The organism is Candidatus Enterococcus ikei (assembly GCF_017316105.1).
Lineage (GTDB): Bacteria > Bacillota > Bacilli > Lactobacillales > Enterococcaceae > Enterococcus_L > Enterococcus_L ikei.
In genome coordinates this window covers 1-17,393 of sequence record NZ_JAFLWD010000014.1, presented here as the reverse complement: position 1 = coordinate 17,393, position 17,393 = coordinate 1, and the positions used below count along the sequence as shown (strand labels likewise).

Sequence of the window (17,393 nt, the reverse complement as noted above, 5' to 3'; positions counted from 1 at the left end):
TGATTTCATCTGTTTTTTTATTATCTGGATCTTTTATTCCACTGTTACACTTTTCGCTAAATTACGCGGTTTATCGACATCATAGCCTCTTTGTAAGGTCGCAAAATATGCAATCAATTGGGTTGGAATAATACCCACTAAAGGTGTTAGCAAGGGGTGAACATCAGGAATAATTATCTGATCTGTTTCCTTTGCCAATGAGGCCAATGAAATAACAAGATTATGCGCCCCACGGCTTTCAACTTCTTTTAGATTTCCCCTAGTATGTGCTGCTGTCAACTGATCTGTAATAACACCAACAACAGGTGTCCCTTCTTCAATCAATGCAATCGTTCCATGTTTTAATTCTCCTGCCGCAAAGCCTTCAGCTTGAATATAAGAGATCTCTTTTAACTTTAGAGATGCTTCCATTGATACATAGTAATCTACCCCTCTACCAATATAAAAAGCATTTCTGGTATCTGATAAATAGTCTTCTACTAACTGACTGATAACCATCTTTTCATCAATGATTGTTTCCATGATTGCTGAAATTACACTTAATTCATGAGCAATATCAAAACCAAGTGATTCTGGATTTTTTCTTCTATCTCCTACAGCCTTTGCAAGTACTGCTAAAACAGCGATTTGCGCCGTGTATGCTTTCGTTGAAGCCACGGCAATTTCTGGACCAGCATGAAGAAGTAACGTATGATCTGCTTCTCTAGATAAAGTAGAACCTGCTACGTTAGTCAACGTTAGTGACGGTAGTCCAAGTCCATTGATCTTCACTAATACTTGACGACTGTCTGCTGTTTCTCCGCTTTGACTCAAGAAAATAAAAAATGGTTTTTCTGATAGCAATGGCATATTATAACCAAATTCACTTGAAAGGTGAACTTCAACTGGAATATTGGTCATTTTCTCAAGAATCGCTTTGCCTACCCAGCCGGCATTATAACTTGTCCCACAAGCGATAATATAAATACGGTCACTAGCTGTAATTTTTTTAGTGATTTGCTCATCTACCAGCGTTGCACCTGTTGTATTCGTATATTCCTGAATAATTCGACGCATAACTGTGGGCTGATCATCGATTTCTTTTAGCATATAGTAAGGATATGTGCCTTTTTCGATATCGCTTAAATCTAGTTGTGCTTCATAAGATTCACGATAAACCAGATTGCCACGTTCATCTTCTATATCAATTTTATCAGCTTTGACCGTTACCATTTCTCCATCAGCAATTTCTACAAAATGATTAGTTTGCGTAAGCATTGCCATAGCATCGCTACAAATAACGTTAAAATCATCTCCAAGACCAATTAGTAATGGACTTTTATTCTTAGCTACATAAATTGTTTCTGGATCATTTTTATCGATCAAAGCAAATGCATAAGAACCCTTGATTACTGTTAACGCCTTTTTAAATGCTTCTTTTGTCGACATTCCTGCTTCTGAAAAATACTCGATCAAATGAACTGCAATCTCAGTATCCGTCTCACCTTCTAATTGCTTTTCTTGAAGAAATTCCTGTTTTATTTCTTCAAAATTTTCGATCACACCATTGTGTACTAAATTAAACTGATGATTACCTGATGTATGAGGATGTGCATTTCGTTCACTTGGTTTGCCATGCGTTGCCCAACGTGTATGCCCAATCCCAACAGTTCCTTGAACTTCTGGAGTAATTCGTGCTTGTAGATCAGCAATTCTTCCAAGAGATTTTACCAAATAATCTTGCTTGTCATTCCCTGTTACAAAAATCCCTGCAGAGTCATATCCTCTATACTCCAGTTTTTCTAATCCTTGTACCAAAATATCTGTTGCATTTTCTTTTCCAATAATTCCAACGATTCCACACATACTGTCTATTTCCTACTTTCTCAATTGTCTTAGGTCATTGATTAGGAAAAAAGAAGTTGATAAATACAAAAGAACCAGTCGCTATTTCCTGTTAAAATAGCTTTTGATTTTTTATGATCAACATTACAATTTCCCTGACTTTTCATCATTGGTTTCTATTCTGCGTAGCTGGACTTTTGTTATAATTTTGCAATTATTTTTTCTTTCCAGCTTGTAGAGTACAGTCCCTAGAGCTATCCGCCGAATCTTTCGATAGGCTCTTTCCTCGTCACCTGAATGCTCAGGCCTGGCGCTATCCTGTTATTGGTCTAACTACCCTCCTTTTATTCATATCAAATAGAAACTGCATTAATAATACAATAAACCAAATGTAAATGTCAATACTTTTATAAAAAACATAAATTGGTCTAGTCGTATATTTGTGCGCTAAAACAAAAAAATAACTGAGATATAACTCCATGAGTCACATTCCAGTCATAAGGAATTTAAATAAAGAATAGGCACAAAATAACCTGTGTACACGATTATGTACACAGGTTATTTTAGTCTTTATTTTATACCAATCTCAGCTTTCACAACATCCGCGATTTTATCTACATAGTAATCAACTTTTTCTTGTGTTGGTGCTTCGGCCATCACACGTAATAATGGTTCTGTTCCGGAAGGGCGAACTAAAATACGGCCATCACCATTCATTTCTGCTTCCATTTGTTCAACAACTTCTTTGATTGCAGGAACATCCATCGCACCATGTTTATCAGTTACTCGAATATTCACTAATTTTTGTGGATAAACAGTTAATTCTGAAGCTAACTCTGATAATTTTTTCCCAGTTTGTTTCATTACATTCAATAACTGAATACCTGAAAGCATTCCATCACCAGTTGTATTGTAATCCAAGAAAATCATATGTCCAGATTGTTCTCCGCCAAAATTATAATCATTTTTACGCATTTCTTCAACGACGTAACGGTCACCTACTTGAGTAATCACGTCTTTCATACCAGCAGCTTCTACTGCTTTACGGAACCCTAAATTACTCATAACAGTCGTTACAATCGTATCTTTTTTCAAGCGATTCTTTTCAGCTAAATATTTTGCGCAGATAAACATGATCTTATCTCCATCAACAATATTCCCTAATTCATCTACTGCAATGATTCGATCACCATCACCATCAAAAGCAAGACCTACATCGGCGCCTTTTTCAACGACCATCTCAGCCAGTTTTTCAGGATGAGTAGAACCTACGCCATCATTGATATTCAACCCGTTAGGACTTGTGCCCATTGTGTAAAAATCTGTTTCTAAATCTGCGAACAAACGATTGACAGAAGTTGCTGTAGCACCATTTGCTGCATCAATACAAACTGTCATTCCAGATAAATCTCCTGGAATTGTTTGAACCAAGAACTGAGAATATTTCAAAAGCCCTTCTGGAAATTCATCTAATGAACCCAAACCTTCAGCTGAAGGTCGTGGCAAGTTATCTTCTTCTGCATCTAATAAAGCTTCGATCTCAAGTTCTTGATCATCCACTAATTTAAAACCATCTGAACCAAAAAACTTGATTCCGTTATCTTCAGCCGGATTGTGGGATGCTGAAATCATGACACCAGCTGATGCTTTTTGTAGTCTTGTTAAATAAGCCACTCCTGGCGTTGAGATAACACCTAATTGGAATACTTCGATTCCAACAGATAAAAGACCTGAAATCAACGCTTGTTCTAATAATTGACCTGAAATACGTGTATCACGACCAACTAATACTCTTGGACGGCGTGTAGAATCCTCATGCTGACTTAATACATATCCACCAAATCGGCCTAATTTAAATGCTAATTCCGGTGTTAGTTCTTTATTTGCAATTCCTCTAACTCCGTCTGTTCCAAAATATTTACCCATTATAACTCTCCTTCTACTTACTAAGAGAGTATCAGTTGTTTCTTCTGAGTAAAATACAAAAGAAACAACTGATCTCTCATTCAATCAACTTAATTTGCAGAAACTGAACTACTCCCATTTTCTATCGCTTCTTCAACAGTACTGTCACTACTGGAGGAACTTGATGAGCTGGATGTACTGGAGGAACTTGTTGGTTTTTCACTGGAAGGCAAAGGTGTCGGTAATACTTGATTTGAATACGACGTTGTTGAACTTTGTCCGCTAGTTTCAGAAAAACTGGTATTAGTGCTCGTAAAAACGGGGTTAATCGTCACTTCTACTTCCTCAGGTGAAACAATATACTCTGCATTTGTTGGAATTTTTATTTTTTGTTTTGTTGATGTTTTTATATTACTTATATCAACAGGCAATTCTATTGTATCAATTGCATCTAATACTGATTTTATTCCTCTAATTTCGACTTTTTGCTCTGACAGATTAAAGGTATAATGCTCAACATCAGAAGGCGGTGAACCTGTTGGGCTGATCGTCAGTCCAACTTCTTTTGAAGGTAAAGACAAATCAACAACTACTTTTACTTGCGGTGCTGGATTTTCAATGCTTAGGACTTGTCCTTTACTATCGATTGCTTGAACATTGACCGTTTGTTTGATGGTATCAACAGATTGTTTGACATTTGATAGCGGAGCAATCACACGGTCGATTGCTTTAGCAGTCTCTTCTCCAGTTGTAATCTCTACTTTTTTAGGGCTTACAGCAACCTTCTCTACTTTGTAGCCGCCAGTCTCGATGGATTCTGGAAGTTGTGCTTCTACATCGAATGATTTGGTTACTTTTTTCTCTACAGTAACTGTTATCGTTTTAGGTTCGATTTCAGCTGTTACGGCCGTACTCAACCCTTTTACTCTCAATTGGATTTCCGAAGTGCCAAGCGGTGTTTTAGTCAAATCAGCAACCACTTGAAAATTTCTAGTGTCTTCATTTGATTCTAAATTCAATTGAATTCGATTAGCACTACTTAAATGAACATTGACTTTTTCTTCATAACCAGAAACAAAAAATTTATCTTGATCGTATTCTACCTGAACAGGAATGTTATAAAGCATTTCGTCATAGACTTGATTGTTACCAGACATATTAGATATATTCCCGGATGAATTGGCATTAAAAAATAGTAATAGGGCAAAAAGTAATGCTAGTAATACGGACAACCAATTGCTCTGAGAGGGCTTTTTCATTTCTTTTTCGCCCCTTTCGATACACCTTCAATAAAGTGTTGCAAAAGATTCTTTTTGTCTTTACTTTCTTCTTTTGGAACTAATTCTGCTCTAAGAATTTTTAGATACTCTTCTTGAGTCAATCTAGGAATCAAGTCATTATTTAGTGTCAGACTGACATCCCCTGTCTCTTCTGACACAATAATCGTTATCGCATCACTAACTTCACTAATACCAACAGCCGCACGATGACGTGTTCCGAATTCTTTTGGAATCAAATTACTTTCTGACAAAGGAAGATACGCACTGGCTACAGCTATTTTCCCTTGCTTAACAATTACGGCCCCATCATGTAATGGCGTATTTGGTATAAAAATATTGATCAGTAGTTCTCCTGAAATATCGGCATCTAGATCGATCCCTGTCTCAATATATTCATCTAATCCAGTATTTCGTTCCACTGTAATCAGCGCACCAATTTTTCGTTTAGACATATACTGAATGGCTTTATCGAAAGCAAGAATCATTTTTTCATCTTCTTGTTGCTCAGTCTTACTTGTACGGAAAAACGAGCTCCTACCAAGATGTTCTAAGCCACGCCGGACTTCTGGCTGAAAAATTACAACCGCTGCTATCACACCATACATGATCACTTGATTCATTAGCCAAGACAATGTATGTAGACCAATAATCTCACTCAGTATTCGGATCACAATAAAAACAGCGACCCCTTTTAGTAACTGGACGGCTTTGGTTCCTCTGACAAGCATGATCAATTTGTAGACAAGATACCATACTACCAGAATATCTATAATATTAATAATATAATCACGCGACAAGAAATCTGATGAGATCAATTGCCGCCAATAATTCAAATCAAATAATTGACTAAGTTGAAAAGACATCATAAACCTCACTTCTCTCTGAAGATTTCTTAATAAGTATACCATAATATTTTATTCGATTACAGAACTGAGGATGAAAGATAGAAAAAATTAGGAAATGATACAGAAAGTGACTGAGTAATAACTCTGTGAGCTATGACCCAGTCACTTAAAATTCAAATATGCGGTGAGAAAAAAGCCATTTTCTCTTGTAAATTTACTCTTCTGACTTCTCGCGTTTGGCAGCTCGTTCTGCTCGTCTAGCTGCTCTTCTTGCTTCAGCTTCTGGATCTACAACTCGCTCTTTTTTTACGCGAGGAGCTTTTTCAGCCACTGTTTCGTCAGTCGTTTTTTCTAATTTAGCCCGAATTTTCTCTTCTTGACCAGCCATCCGTGCATAATTGTAGAAACGATTTTTCGCATCATCAACAGTTTTTTCAAAAAGTTTCCCAGCAAATTCTGGCTGTGTCGATTCCAATGAAGAAAAACGAACTTGTTTGCGCATAAAGCTTTGCATCTCTTCAAAATTCGGTTTTTTATAGTCTAATGTCATTGGATTTTTCCCTGCTTCTCTTAGCTCAGGGTTGTAACGATACAATGACCAGTAGCCAGAATGAACTGCTTCTTTTGCTTCTTCCAAAGTTTTGCTCATACCGCCAGCTAATCCGTGGGTAATACATGGCGTATAAGCAATAATGATTGAAGGCCCCGGGAAACGTTCAGCTTCTTCAATGGCTTTGATCGTCTGCATTTGATTCGCTCCAGAAGCGATTTGAGCCACATAAACATTGCCATAGGTCATTGCCATCATACCTAAATCTTTTTTAGAAACGTATTTCCCGCTCGCAGAAAATTTAGCAATCGCAGAGGCTGGTGTTGCTTTGGATGTTTGTCCACCAGTATTAGAATAAACTTCATTGTCTAAAACTAACATATTGACATCTGCACCACTAGCAAGTACATGATCGATTCCGCCGTAACCAATATCATAGGCCCAACCGTCTCCACCGATCATCCATTGGCTATTTTTCACAAACAAATCATTGTCTGCATAAATCGCTTCTAATAATGGTTGTCCAGCCTTTTCATCAAGCAACGCCGCTTTAAGTTTTGCCGCACGTTGTTGTGTGCCTTCACCACTGTGCATATGATTGATCCAGTCTTCCATTAATAATTTTAATTCAGGAGAAGCAACGTCCATAGCTTCACTCATCTTCATAGCTAAATGTTCACGGCGAGTTTGGCTGGCTAATAACATGCCATAACCATATTCCGCATTATCTTCTAGTAAGGAATTAGACCAAGCTGGTCCTTGCCCCTCATCATTTGTCGTATAAGGTGAAACAGGAGCCGCACCACCCCAGATTGAAGAACAGCCTGTTGCGTTTGCAATCATCATCCGATCACCGAACATTTGCGTCAATAATTTCACATAAGGCGTTTCTCCACAACCAGAGCAGGCGCCTGAAAATTCTAGTAATGGTTTGTTGAATTGTGTACCTAATACGGTATTAGGTTTTGCTGGATTTTCTTTTTGTTTCAACGTCATTGAGAATGCCCAGTTCATTGCTTGTTCTTTTTGTTCTTCATAAGGTTTCATAACTAGTGCTTTGCCTTTAGCAGGACATGCATCAACACACAGACCACAACCTGTACAATCTTCTACGGAAACTTGGATTCGGTACTTAAGACCATCTGCTCCACGCATTTCTCTTACGATATACCCAGCTGGTGCTTCTTCCATTTCTTCGTCATCTGCTAAGAACGGACGAATCGCTGCGTGAGGACAAACAAACGCACATTCATTACACATCGTACAACGATCGCTATTCCATTCCGGAACCTCTACAGCGATTCCACGTTTTTCCACAGCAGTTGTCCCAAGCGGCATCCGACCATCTGTCATGTCATTTTTGATAAACGCACTAACCGCAAGATCATTTCCTTCTTGACGATTGATTGGTTCAACAATTTCATGAACATAATCTGTCACATTTGCTTTGCGCGCTTTCGGTTTTATCTCAACTGTTTTCCATGATTCTGGAACCTCGACTTTGTGTAAAAGTTCAACTGTACGTTCAATTGCTTGAACATTTTTTTCAACAACCGACATTGATTTTCTAGCGTAGCTTTTGAATGCTTCATCTTTTAAAATCGGCAACACTTCATCAAACGGCATGATATCTGCTAATTTGAAGAATGCTGTTTCCATCGCTGTATTGATTCGTCCACCTAAACCAACTTCACTGGCTAGTTTAACGGCATTGATCGTGTAAAATTGAATATCATTTTCAGCTAAATATCGTTTTAATTTTTTGGGTAAAAAACGTTCTAATTGCTCGTCATTCCAAACTGTATTTAGTAAAAATGTCCCGCCTTTTTTCAACCCTTTAACTAAATCATACGTATTCAAATAAGCCGCCGTATGACAAGCAACAAAATCCGCATGTTCGATCAAATAAGTCGAACGAATTGGTGTGTCCCCAAAGCGTAGGTGAGAAACGGTTAAACCACCAGATTTTTTAGAATCGTAATAAAAGAATCCTTGAGCATATTTATCCGTGTGATCTCCAATAATTTTGATTGCTGATTTATTTGCACCAACTGTCCCGTCTGAACCAAAGCCCCAGAATTTTGCTTGATACGTTTTTTGGTTAGTTAGATCTAACGATTCTCCGCAATCCAGTGAAGTGTACGTCACATCGTCCACAATTCCGATCGTAAAACGTGATTTTGCTGCCTTTTTATCTTTTAATAACTCATCATAGATCGCAACGATTTGATTTGGTAAAACATCTTTTGAGCCTAATCCATAACGTCCGCCAATGATCATTGGACGCAAATCTGATTCATACATCGCACTTTGAACGTCTAAAAGTAAAGGCTCGCCGCCTGCTCCTGGTTCTTTTGTACGATCCATCACACCGATTGCTTTGACCGTCTTAGGCATTTTTTCTAAAAAGTTTTCAATTGGGAAAGGACGATACAAATGAATATTTAAGAAACCTACTTTTCTGCCTTTTTTCGTTAAATAATCGATTGTTTGTTCAATAGCCTGTGCTGCTGACCCCATCGAAACAATCACTTCTTCAGCATCTTCTGCTCCATAATAAGTAACTAAATCATAATTTGTTCCTCTAAGTACATTGATTTCATCCATGTATTTTTTCACAACAGCTGGAATTTGTTCATAATAACTATTGATCGTTTCACGTTGTTGGAAATGGATATCTGGATTTTGGTTTGTTCCACTAACGGAAGGATGGTTTGGATTCATACTTCTGTTGCGGAAAATAGCTAATTTTTCTTGATCCATTAATGGCGCTAATTCATCATAGTCCAATACTTCGATTTTTTGAATCTCGTGACTTGTCCGAAATCCATCAAAGAAGTTGATAAATGGAACACTTGATTCAAGTGAAGCTAAATGAGCGACCGCTGATAAATCCATGACTTCCTGCACACTGCTTTCGCATAACATAGCAAAGCCCGTTTGACGAGCAGCCATCACATCTCCATGGTCGCCGAAAATATTCAACGCATTGGTTGTCACGGCACGGCTAGCGACATGGAAGACTGACGGAAGTAATTCTCCGGCAATCTTATACATGTTTGGAATCATCAATAATAATCCTTGTGAAGCGGTATATGTAGTCGTTAATGCACCAGTTTTCAAAGAGCCATGAACCACACCGGCTGCCCCTGCTTCTGATTGCATTTCAACGATTTTAACAGGTTGTCCAAAGATATTTTGCTTGCCTTCTGCTGACCACTGATCAACAAGTTCAGCCATCGTTGAGCTTGGTGTAATTGGATAAATAGCGGCTAATTCAGTAAACGCATATGAAATGTATGCGGCTGCTGTATTTCCATCCATCGTCTTCATTTTTCGCATTATATAGTCATCATCCTTCTATCTAAAAGTAGAATAGTTGCACGCATATTCTTCTCTATTATAACGGAAGCCAGTCAATTTTGAAACAGTTTGTGAAAACATTTCACAAACTTATTGATTATCTACGTTTTTCTCCTTAGAATAAACAAGAATTTTGTGAAAAAAATAAAAAAGCTGAGAAGAATAATATCCCAACTTAGTATCTTCATAAATCATGATTTATTGAGCTTTCTTTTTTTATACCTCAGACCTTTTTCCGCCAGTCTTCTAATTAGCTGATAAACCCAGTTATCTTTGGGAGAAATCCAATTTCGTTTGATCTCATTTCGCTTGTCTGTATCAAAATATCTCGGCGGCTTTCCATCTAATTTATCGTGAGTATGATAGGGATCATCTCTTGGTCGTTCTCCATAGTTAAAAGATTCACCATTGGCGATGGCACTTTCAAAATAATCACTAGCTTGTGTTTGTTCTTTCCACTGACTTAGAAGCCGACCTTGTTCATCTATAATAAATTCGCTGTGATAATCTCCAGATAAAATTTTCCGATAGAAGCCACGCTTTCTGATTTTCTTTATTAACCCTTTATTCGTAAGAGTCCTGACACCTTTATTCAGATCATCAGCTGATACATCCACACCAAGATGAGCGCGATTATGATATTGAGGGTCGGCGTAAAACCAATCTTTGCCAAGAATCATTTTTATTGCTGCTTCATCGTTTTTCAAGTCGTATCTTTCTTTATATTTTTCTACATATTCGATATTACATTTATCTAATCGATTTCTAAATTGATGGATTTTTGTTTCAGTTGCGTATTTTTTCTTGAGTGCTGTTTTCGTTAATTTTTTGTCTGCTTGCGCTATAACCAATCCATTCGGAAAGGCTCGTTGTACAGACTTTGAATAACTATTAAAAAAAGGAGCGCCAGGCGGCATTTTGTTGCAGAATTTATACTCTGTTGACGCAAATTGTAAATCACCTGAATCATCCAGATATCCGCCTAAATGATCAATAACCAGTATCACTTTCGCTATATCTGAAAGCTGACTTTTTTCAAACATTTCAGTATAGATCTTAGAACCCACTAAAAATATCGATGAATGATCCATCAGTGTATTGTTATTTAAATTATTTATGTAAGTAATCAGAGCAGCTTCGTCCCAGCCATGTTGCTGAAGTTTTTCTACTTTTTCAAGGATAGTTGAAGAAAAATTTAATTCTTGCATCTCTTTTCTCCTTTGTGTTCGTTTGACTTCTACTATACCTGCTTTTTTATTAAATTTACACTTATTTGAATAAACTCGAAGTAGAAAAAGAAAGAAGTGTGTGGGACAAAAGTAAAAAGCACTTTTGTTTCACACACGAACTACGAATAAACGGTGAAAACAGAAGTAACCTCTTATTTCTCCTGGTTAAACACTTCTGTCCCATCCTCTCCTAATTTATATATTTTAAGCAGAAACTTCATAGCTTTTTCTGATTTTTTCTAAGACAACAGAAGGTTTAGCTTCTTTATTTTTATGTGCCTCTCGATGCTCTTGTAAATGCTCTGGGCGTTTCAGCCAGTTTTGAAAATCTTTTTTACTTTGCCATTTTGAAACCAACATAAATTCACAGGTATCTTTATCTTCTGAAAACCAGCATTCACTTGATAAACAACCAGAAAATCCTACCATTGAAGCTACATCTTTACTGGTTTTAGCTTCAAAAATTTCTCTGCCTTCTTTTTTTATAATAAATGCAACAGTTTGAACAATCATGAGTCCCTCTCCTTTTCTAAGTTCAATTGATAATGATTCTCACTTAGAATTATAGCATACTTCTTTATTAACTGAACAATTTAAAAAAAGTGACTGAGACCTAACTCTTTGAGTCACATCTCAGTCACGTGAAAGCTTGATAAACAGTGGAATCAGAAGCAACTCCTTCTTATTTTTCGGAGTTAAACACTTCAGTCCCATCCTCACACTTCTTAATATAATTCTAGATATTGTTCTCTTTCCCATTCAGAAACAGTTTGACGGAAAGCAGCCCATTCCATGCGTTTCGCTTCAACAAAGTTCACATAAATGTGCTCACCTAGAGCATTGATCATTACATCATCTTTACGTAATTCTTTGATAGCATTATGCAATGTTGAAGGTAAATCATGAATTTGTGCTTCTTTTCGTTCTTCTTCATTCATCACATAAATATTGCGATCAACCGCTTGTGGTGGATCAATTTCATTTTTAATTCCATCTAATCCAGCTTGTAAAAGAGTTGCCATTGTTAAGTATGGATTTGCCGACGGGTCAACCGAGCGTAATTCTAAACGAGTAGACAATCCACGCGATTCAGGAACACGAACTAATGGAGAACGATTGCGACCACTCCAAGCAACATATACTGGGGCTTCATATCCAGGTACTAAACGTTTATATGAATTAACAGTTGGGTTACAAACCGCTGTATAAGCACGAGCGTGTTTCAATAACCCACCAAGAAAATGATAAGCTGTTTGACTTAATTGCATCGGTCCATTTTCATCGTAGAAAACATTTTCATCATCTTTAAATAATGACATATTGCAGTGCATTCCTGAGCCATTGATACCATATAATGGTTTTGGCATAAATGTTGCGTGCAAGCCATGTTTTCTAGCAATTGTTTTAACGACTAATTTAAAGGTTTGGATGTTGTCACAAGCTTCGATAACATCAGCATATTTAAAGTCGATCTCATGTTGACCTGGGGCAACTTCATGATGTGATGCTTCAACTTCAAATCCAAGACTTTCTAATTCAAGAACTATATCTCTACGACAATTTTCACCAAGATCGGTTGGGGCAAAATCGAAATATCCACCTCGATCGTTTAAATCCGTTGTGATTTTACCATCTTCATCTAATTTGAATAAGAAAAATTCTGGCTCAGGCCCAAGATTGAATGAAGTAAAACCTAATGCTTCCATATCTGCCAGAGCTCGTTTTAAATTACCACGAGGATCCCCTGCAAATGGCGTTCCATCAGGATTATAAATATCACAAATCAAACGAGCAACTTTCCCGTGTGTGCTCTCCCATGGAAAAATCATCCACGTCGATACGTCTGGATATAAATACATATCACTTTCTTCAATTCTCACAAAACCTTCAATAGAAGACCCATCAAACATCATTTTATTGCTTAACACTTTGTCTAATTGGCTCACTGGAACTTCCACATTTTTGATTGTTCCCATAATGTCTGTAAACATTAATCGTAAAAATCGAACATTTTCTTCATCGGCTATTCGTTTGATATCTTCTACTGTGTTTTGTCTTTTCGTCATTGTATCCTTCACGTCCTTCATTTTTTGTGTAAAGCTAAACCGTTACAATTTTGGTCCTCTGGATTGGAATGGATTTTGTTGAGTAAGTCCACCTTGAGAAATAAGTTCATCATATAAAATCTTCCGAACATCTTCATCGGTCAGCGGTTTATTTGATTCTTGGGCATGCATTTGTTCTTCCAGCTTCATTTCATAGACACGTTTGATTCCAGCCATATTTAGACCATCAGATAAATAATCTTTAATTTCCAGTAATACATCGATATCGTTCAGTGAATACATACGCCGATTTCCTTCGCTTCTTTCTGGATGAATCAAATCTTGCTCTTCATAATAACGGATTTGACGTGCTGATAAATCAGTCAGTTTCATAACTGTACCAATTGGAAAAACTGACATCGATCGTCTCAGTTCCTTTTCTCTCATATCCACCCCCCTCTCTTATTTAAAAAGCGCAGCAGGCTGTTTAGCTCTGATAGAAAAATAGGAAAATAGGTTTGTGTATTTTTTTGCCACAGGTATATTTTATCTTTTTCTGAAGCTCTGTCCTGCATAGCTAGATATGTTAAATATAGAATATCAATACTTTTTTCTATTGTCAACGATTTATGTTAGGTTTTCTGACATAAAAAATATTTTTTCGATTTTTTAATCAAAAAAGTAACTATTCCTATCATTTTTCGTGAAATCATCTAACATCTATTATTTAAATGAAAATAGAAGAGCGAAGCAAAAGTAAAAATACTTTTGTCTCGCTCTTTAAAAACTAAATTAAACTATTTTATAACGTCTACTTACCTAACTGCTCTGAAGAATTTGCCCATCTCGAGCCATCTTTAGCAAAGCCTTTAACATGATAGACATTTTCATCTTCCTCAAAACTTTCCGATAAAAGTAATGTATGACGCGTTAATTCGCTTAGTTGTTGTCCTTGGTCCGATGGAATATCAAGCTCATAAGGAACTAATAACTCCATCATCTTTTCTCTAACGGCTTTCGTAAGTTGTTCTTTTCCTTGTGTACTTTTAGCTGAAACCATTACGTTAGGAAATAGGGTCGGAGTAAACTCGTTTTCATTGATTTGATCACTTTTATTGTAGACTGTTAAAACCGGGATCTGCTCTAAATCAAGATCATTCAATAAGTTGACAACTGTTTCTTCATGCTGTAAACGATCTTCCGCACTTGCATCGACCACATGTAATAATAAGTCCATCCTGCGGCTTTCTTCTAACGTTGATTGAAAAGCCTCAATCAACTGTGTCGGCAAATCTTGAATAAACCCTACTGTATCTGTCATTGTTACGATCATTCCCTGTGGAAGTTGCCATTTTTTTGTTAAAGGATCTAAAGTCGCGAACAATTGATCTTCTGAGTAGGTTCCAGCGGTTGTCAGTAAATTTAAAATTGTTGATTTACCCGCGTTCGTGTAGCCAATCAAACCGATTTGAAAAATGTCAGATGCTCGGCGCTTTTGTCTACTTCGTTCACGATGAGCTGTTACCTCTTTTAACTCTCTTTTAATGGCTGTTATTTTGTTTCGAATATGTCGGCGGTCAGATTCAAGCTTAGTTTCACCAGGACCTCTTGTACCGATTCCCCCACCTAAACGTGATAACTGTTTACCTTGTCCAATCAATCGAGGCAACAGATAATTCAATTGTGCCAGTTCAACTTGTAATTTACCTTCTTTTGAACGTGCCCGCATCGCGAAAATATCTAAAATCAACTGGACTCGATCAATGACTTTGACACCCACGGCCTCAACAATCAGCTGATTTTGTCTCGGTGTTAATTCATGATTAAAGATAACGATATCCGCTTCATATGCATCGACTAACTGAACTAGCTCCTCAACTTTCCCTTTACCGATCACGGTTTGACGGTCTACCCGAGGTCGTTTTTGTGTTAAAGAAAATACGACTTCACCTTGCGCTGTTTTAGTCAGATTTTTCAATTCTTTCATAGAACCTTCGAATCTAGTATAATTTTCTTCTGTTTCCACGCCTACTAAAATAACTTTTTCTGCTATCTTATTCATTTTTTATCCTTCCGAAGAAACCAGCCAGTCTTCGATTTTTTTTTCTAATTCCGAAATTGTTTCAGGAAATTGGACTAAATCCCACCAGCTGGCGTTCATGCGATTTCTAAACCACGTCAATTGTCTTTTGGCATATCTTCTTGAATTTTGCTTTACTTGTTCAGTTGCTTCATCTAACGTTTCTTTGCCAGCAAAATAGGGGAAAAACTCTTTATAACCGATTCCTTGAATTGATTGCTGTGTTTGTTGTTCATACAGTAATTCAGCTTCTTTTAACAGCCCTTGATTAACCATCATATCTACACGATTATTAATACGATCATACAATAACTTACGATCTGTTTCTAAACCAACAAGAAAATAATCATACAATTGCTTAGGTTTTTCTTTTGGTGTTAAAATACTGAAGCCTGTTTTATCAAAAACTTCTAGTGCTCGAACAACCTTTTTACGATTATTGAAATGAATACTTTCAGCTGCTTGTGCATCTTTTTCTTGCAACAATTCCCACAAGCGTTGATTGCCATGCATTTCTGCAAACTGTTCATATTTTTCACGAATCTCTGTTGATTCATCTTGAGAACCCAATTCAAAATCATAAAGCAATGCTTGAACATAAAGTCCAGTTCCACCTACAACGATCGGCACCTTTCCTTTTGCTGTAATTGAATCAATTGCCTGTCGTCCTTCTTTTTGAAAATCTGCCACAGAATATGTCTCAGATAATTCACGGCAATCTATCAAATGATGCACAATACCAGCTCGCTCTTCTTCGGTCACTTTTGCTGTGCCTATATCTAAATGTTTATAGACCTGCATCGAATCTCCACTAATTATTTCTCCATTTAACTCTTTTGCTAGTTCAATGCTTAAAGCAGTTTTCCCAACTGCTGTCGGTCCTACTATTACTAATACTTTTTTCACTCTATTATTCATCCTTTATTTTGTATCAAATCACGTATTTGCAATGCAATCTCTGGAAAATCAGTATGAATCCCAGTCAATTGATGAATAAAACAAAGCTTCATCTGTTCCTCATCATTTACAGTCCAAGGCTGAATCGATTTTGGAAAATCCGCCAAATCGGCTAAATGCTCAAGTACCCAATTAATGTTGGGATGAATGCCTTCAATGAATGTTGAGTGAAGCGCTTTTTGTTCAGCTTTTTCTGATAAATTAAATACTGAAGCGATCTTTTGATTTTTTTCTATCTCCCAAATTTTTTCTAAACTTGGAAAATAAAAACTTGAATACATATAATCAAATGGCCAACTTTGAGATTGCATAAGTTGAACAATCAATTCTTCAATACCTTCATAATGTATCTTATCTGTTTTGATTTCAATGTTCAATAGACCATGGAAATTTTCTTTTTTCAACAGCAGTACAACTTCTTCTAGAGTAGGAATTTCTTGAACCATTGGATTTTTTTCAAACCAGCTGCCGGCATCTAATTGTTTTAGCTCTGCTAAACTTAGACTGCCAACGTCTCCATGACCATTTGTAGTACGCTCGACAGTTTCATCATGAATTACAATCAGTTGATCATCATTGGATAATTGAACATCCAACTCGATTCCGTCAGAACCTACACGAACGGCTTCTTTAAATGCAGCTAAGGTATTTTCTGGATGGGTGCCTTTGCTGCCGCGGTGAGCGATTATTCTTGTCACAGTTCTCCCTCCAATCGGAATTATTGTATCATTCATAACAACTAGTATCAAACATTTATTAAGTTCTATACTTTTACACATAGATAGAACAAGGTTTGGATAAAAGCCTTTTGCCCCGAAAAAACAAGTGCCCGTCATGCAATATCAACTCGTACCTTATTATGTTACTACTTTTAGTTGCTTGTTTACCACCGTTTATCGAGACCAAAAAGGTCTGAGATATAACTTTTCCAGTTATATCTCAGACCCTGGTAGATACTGATCTAATTCTTTCGATTACTTTCCTCATCACAAATTGACAAGGAAATTTTGTTAACATCTTCTTTAGTAGATATTTCAGATTGCCACTGAACTAGCTGCAATACTGGTTGTAAGTCCATTATTCGAATACATATAGACATGAATTTTATACGTTCCTGTATTATGATTATGGTTTTTTATATCTACTGTTGCTTTATAGGTTCCATCTGATTGTTTGACTGCGTCATACCATTTTATATCTGATTGATCACCTTTACTCCATACGGGAACAGATACTCGAGTTATTCCTGATTGGCTTATTCCTGTTACTGTTACATCAAACGTACCTTTGTTGGCATTATATTTCCCTACTTCTG

13 protein-coding genes are annotated in these 17,393 nt (G+C 36.9%); all 13 read right to left on the bottom strand.

Annotated features, from left to right (window positions below; all coding sequences use genetic code 11):
- Positions 1-33: 33 nt before the first annotated feature.
- Positions 34-1,845: a glutamine--fructose-6-phosphate transaminase (isomerizing) gene (gene glmS, locus JZO69_RS06660; RefSeq protein ID WP_207112115.1), complete on the bottom strand. Its 1,812-nt coding sequence runs from the start codon at positions 1,843-1,845 to the stop codon at positions 34-36.
- Between the two features lie 549 nt (positions 1,846-2,394).
- Positions 2,395-3,750, bottom strand: a complete 1,356-nt coding sequence (glmM, locus tag JZO69_RS06655; RefSeq protein WP_207112114.1) for a phosphoglucosamine mutase — start codon at positions 3,748-3,750, stop codon at positions 2,395-2,397.
- Between the two features lie 89 nt (positions 3,751-3,839).
- A complete protein-coding gene (locus tag JZO69_RS06650; protein ID WP_207112113.1) occupies positions 3,840-4,988 on the bottom strand; it encodes a CdaR family protein in 1,149 nt (382 codons plus the stop codon).
- Positions 4,985-5,872, bottom strand: a complete 888-nt coding sequence (gene cdaA, locus JZO69_RS06645) for a diadenylate cyclase CdaA (protein WP_207112112.1) — start codon at positions 5,870-5,872, stop codon at positions 4,985-4,987. Before cdaA ends, JZO69_RS06650 begins: the two co-directional genes overlap by 4 nt.
- Before the next feature lie 196 nt (positions 5,873-6,068).
- A complete protein-coding gene (nifJ, locus tag JZO69_RS06640) occupies positions 6,069-9,746 on the bottom strand; it encodes a pyruvate:ferredoxin (flavodoxin) oxidoreductase (RefSeq protein WP_207112111.1) in 3,678 nt (1,225 codons plus the stop codon).
- 212 nt (positions 9,747-9,958) lie between these two features.
- Complete coding sequence (locus tag JZO69_RS06635; protein ID WP_207112110.1) at positions 9,959-10,975, bottom strand: DUF3114 domain-containing protein; 1,017 nt, start codon at positions 10,973-10,975, stop codon at positions 9,959-9,961.
- Positions 10,976-11,200: 225 nt separating this feature from the next.
- Positions 11,201-11,509, bottom strand: coding sequence for an antibiotic biosynthesis monooxygenase family protein (locus JZO69_RS06630; RefSeq protein ID WP_207112109.1), 309 nt, complete (start codon positions 11,507-11,509; stop codon positions 11,201-11,203).
- 212 nt (positions 11,510-11,721) lie between these two features.
- A complete protein-coding gene (glnA, locus tag JZO69_RS06625) occupies positions 11,722-13,062 on the bottom strand; it encodes a type I glutamate--ammonia ligase (RefSeq protein ID WP_207112108.1) in 1,341 nt (446 codons plus the stop codon).
- Between the two features lie 42 nt (positions 13,063-13,104).
- Positions 13,105-13,488 (bottom strand): MerR family transcriptional regulator, encoded by a 384-nt coding sequence (locus tag JZO69_RS06620; RefSeq protein ID WP_010764139.1) that lies wholly within the window; start codon positions 13,486-13,488, stop codon positions 13,105-13,107.
- Positions 13,489-13,852: 364 nt separating this feature from the next.
- A complete protein-coding gene (gene hflX / locus JZO69_RS06615) occupies positions 13,853-15,103 on the bottom strand; it encodes a GTPase HflX (RefSeq protein WP_207112107.1) in 1,251 nt (416 codons plus the stop codon).
- A gap of 3 nt (positions 15,104-15,106) precedes the next feature.
- The gene (miaA, locus tag JZO69_RS06610; RefSeq protein ID WP_347401574.1) at positions 15,107-16,027 is read right to left on the bottom strand and encodes a tRNA (adenosine(37)-N6)-dimethylallyltransferase MiaA; all 921 of its coding nucleotides are present in this window, start codon (positions 16,025-16,027) and stop codon (positions 15,107-15,109) included.
- 8 nt (positions 16,028-16,035) lie between these two features.
- Positions 16,036-16,776 (bottom strand): glycerophosphodiester phosphodiesterase family protein, encoded by a 741-nt coding sequence (locus JZO69_RS06605; protein WP_207112105.1) that lies wholly within the window; start codon positions 16,774-16,776, stop codon positions 16,036-16,038.
- Positions 16,777-17,112: 336 nt separating this feature from the next.
- Positions 17,113-17,393 (bottom strand): GBS Bsp-like repeat-containing protein (locus JZO69_RS06600; protein WP_207112104.1); only part of this gene is annotated, 281 nt, incomplete at its 5' end.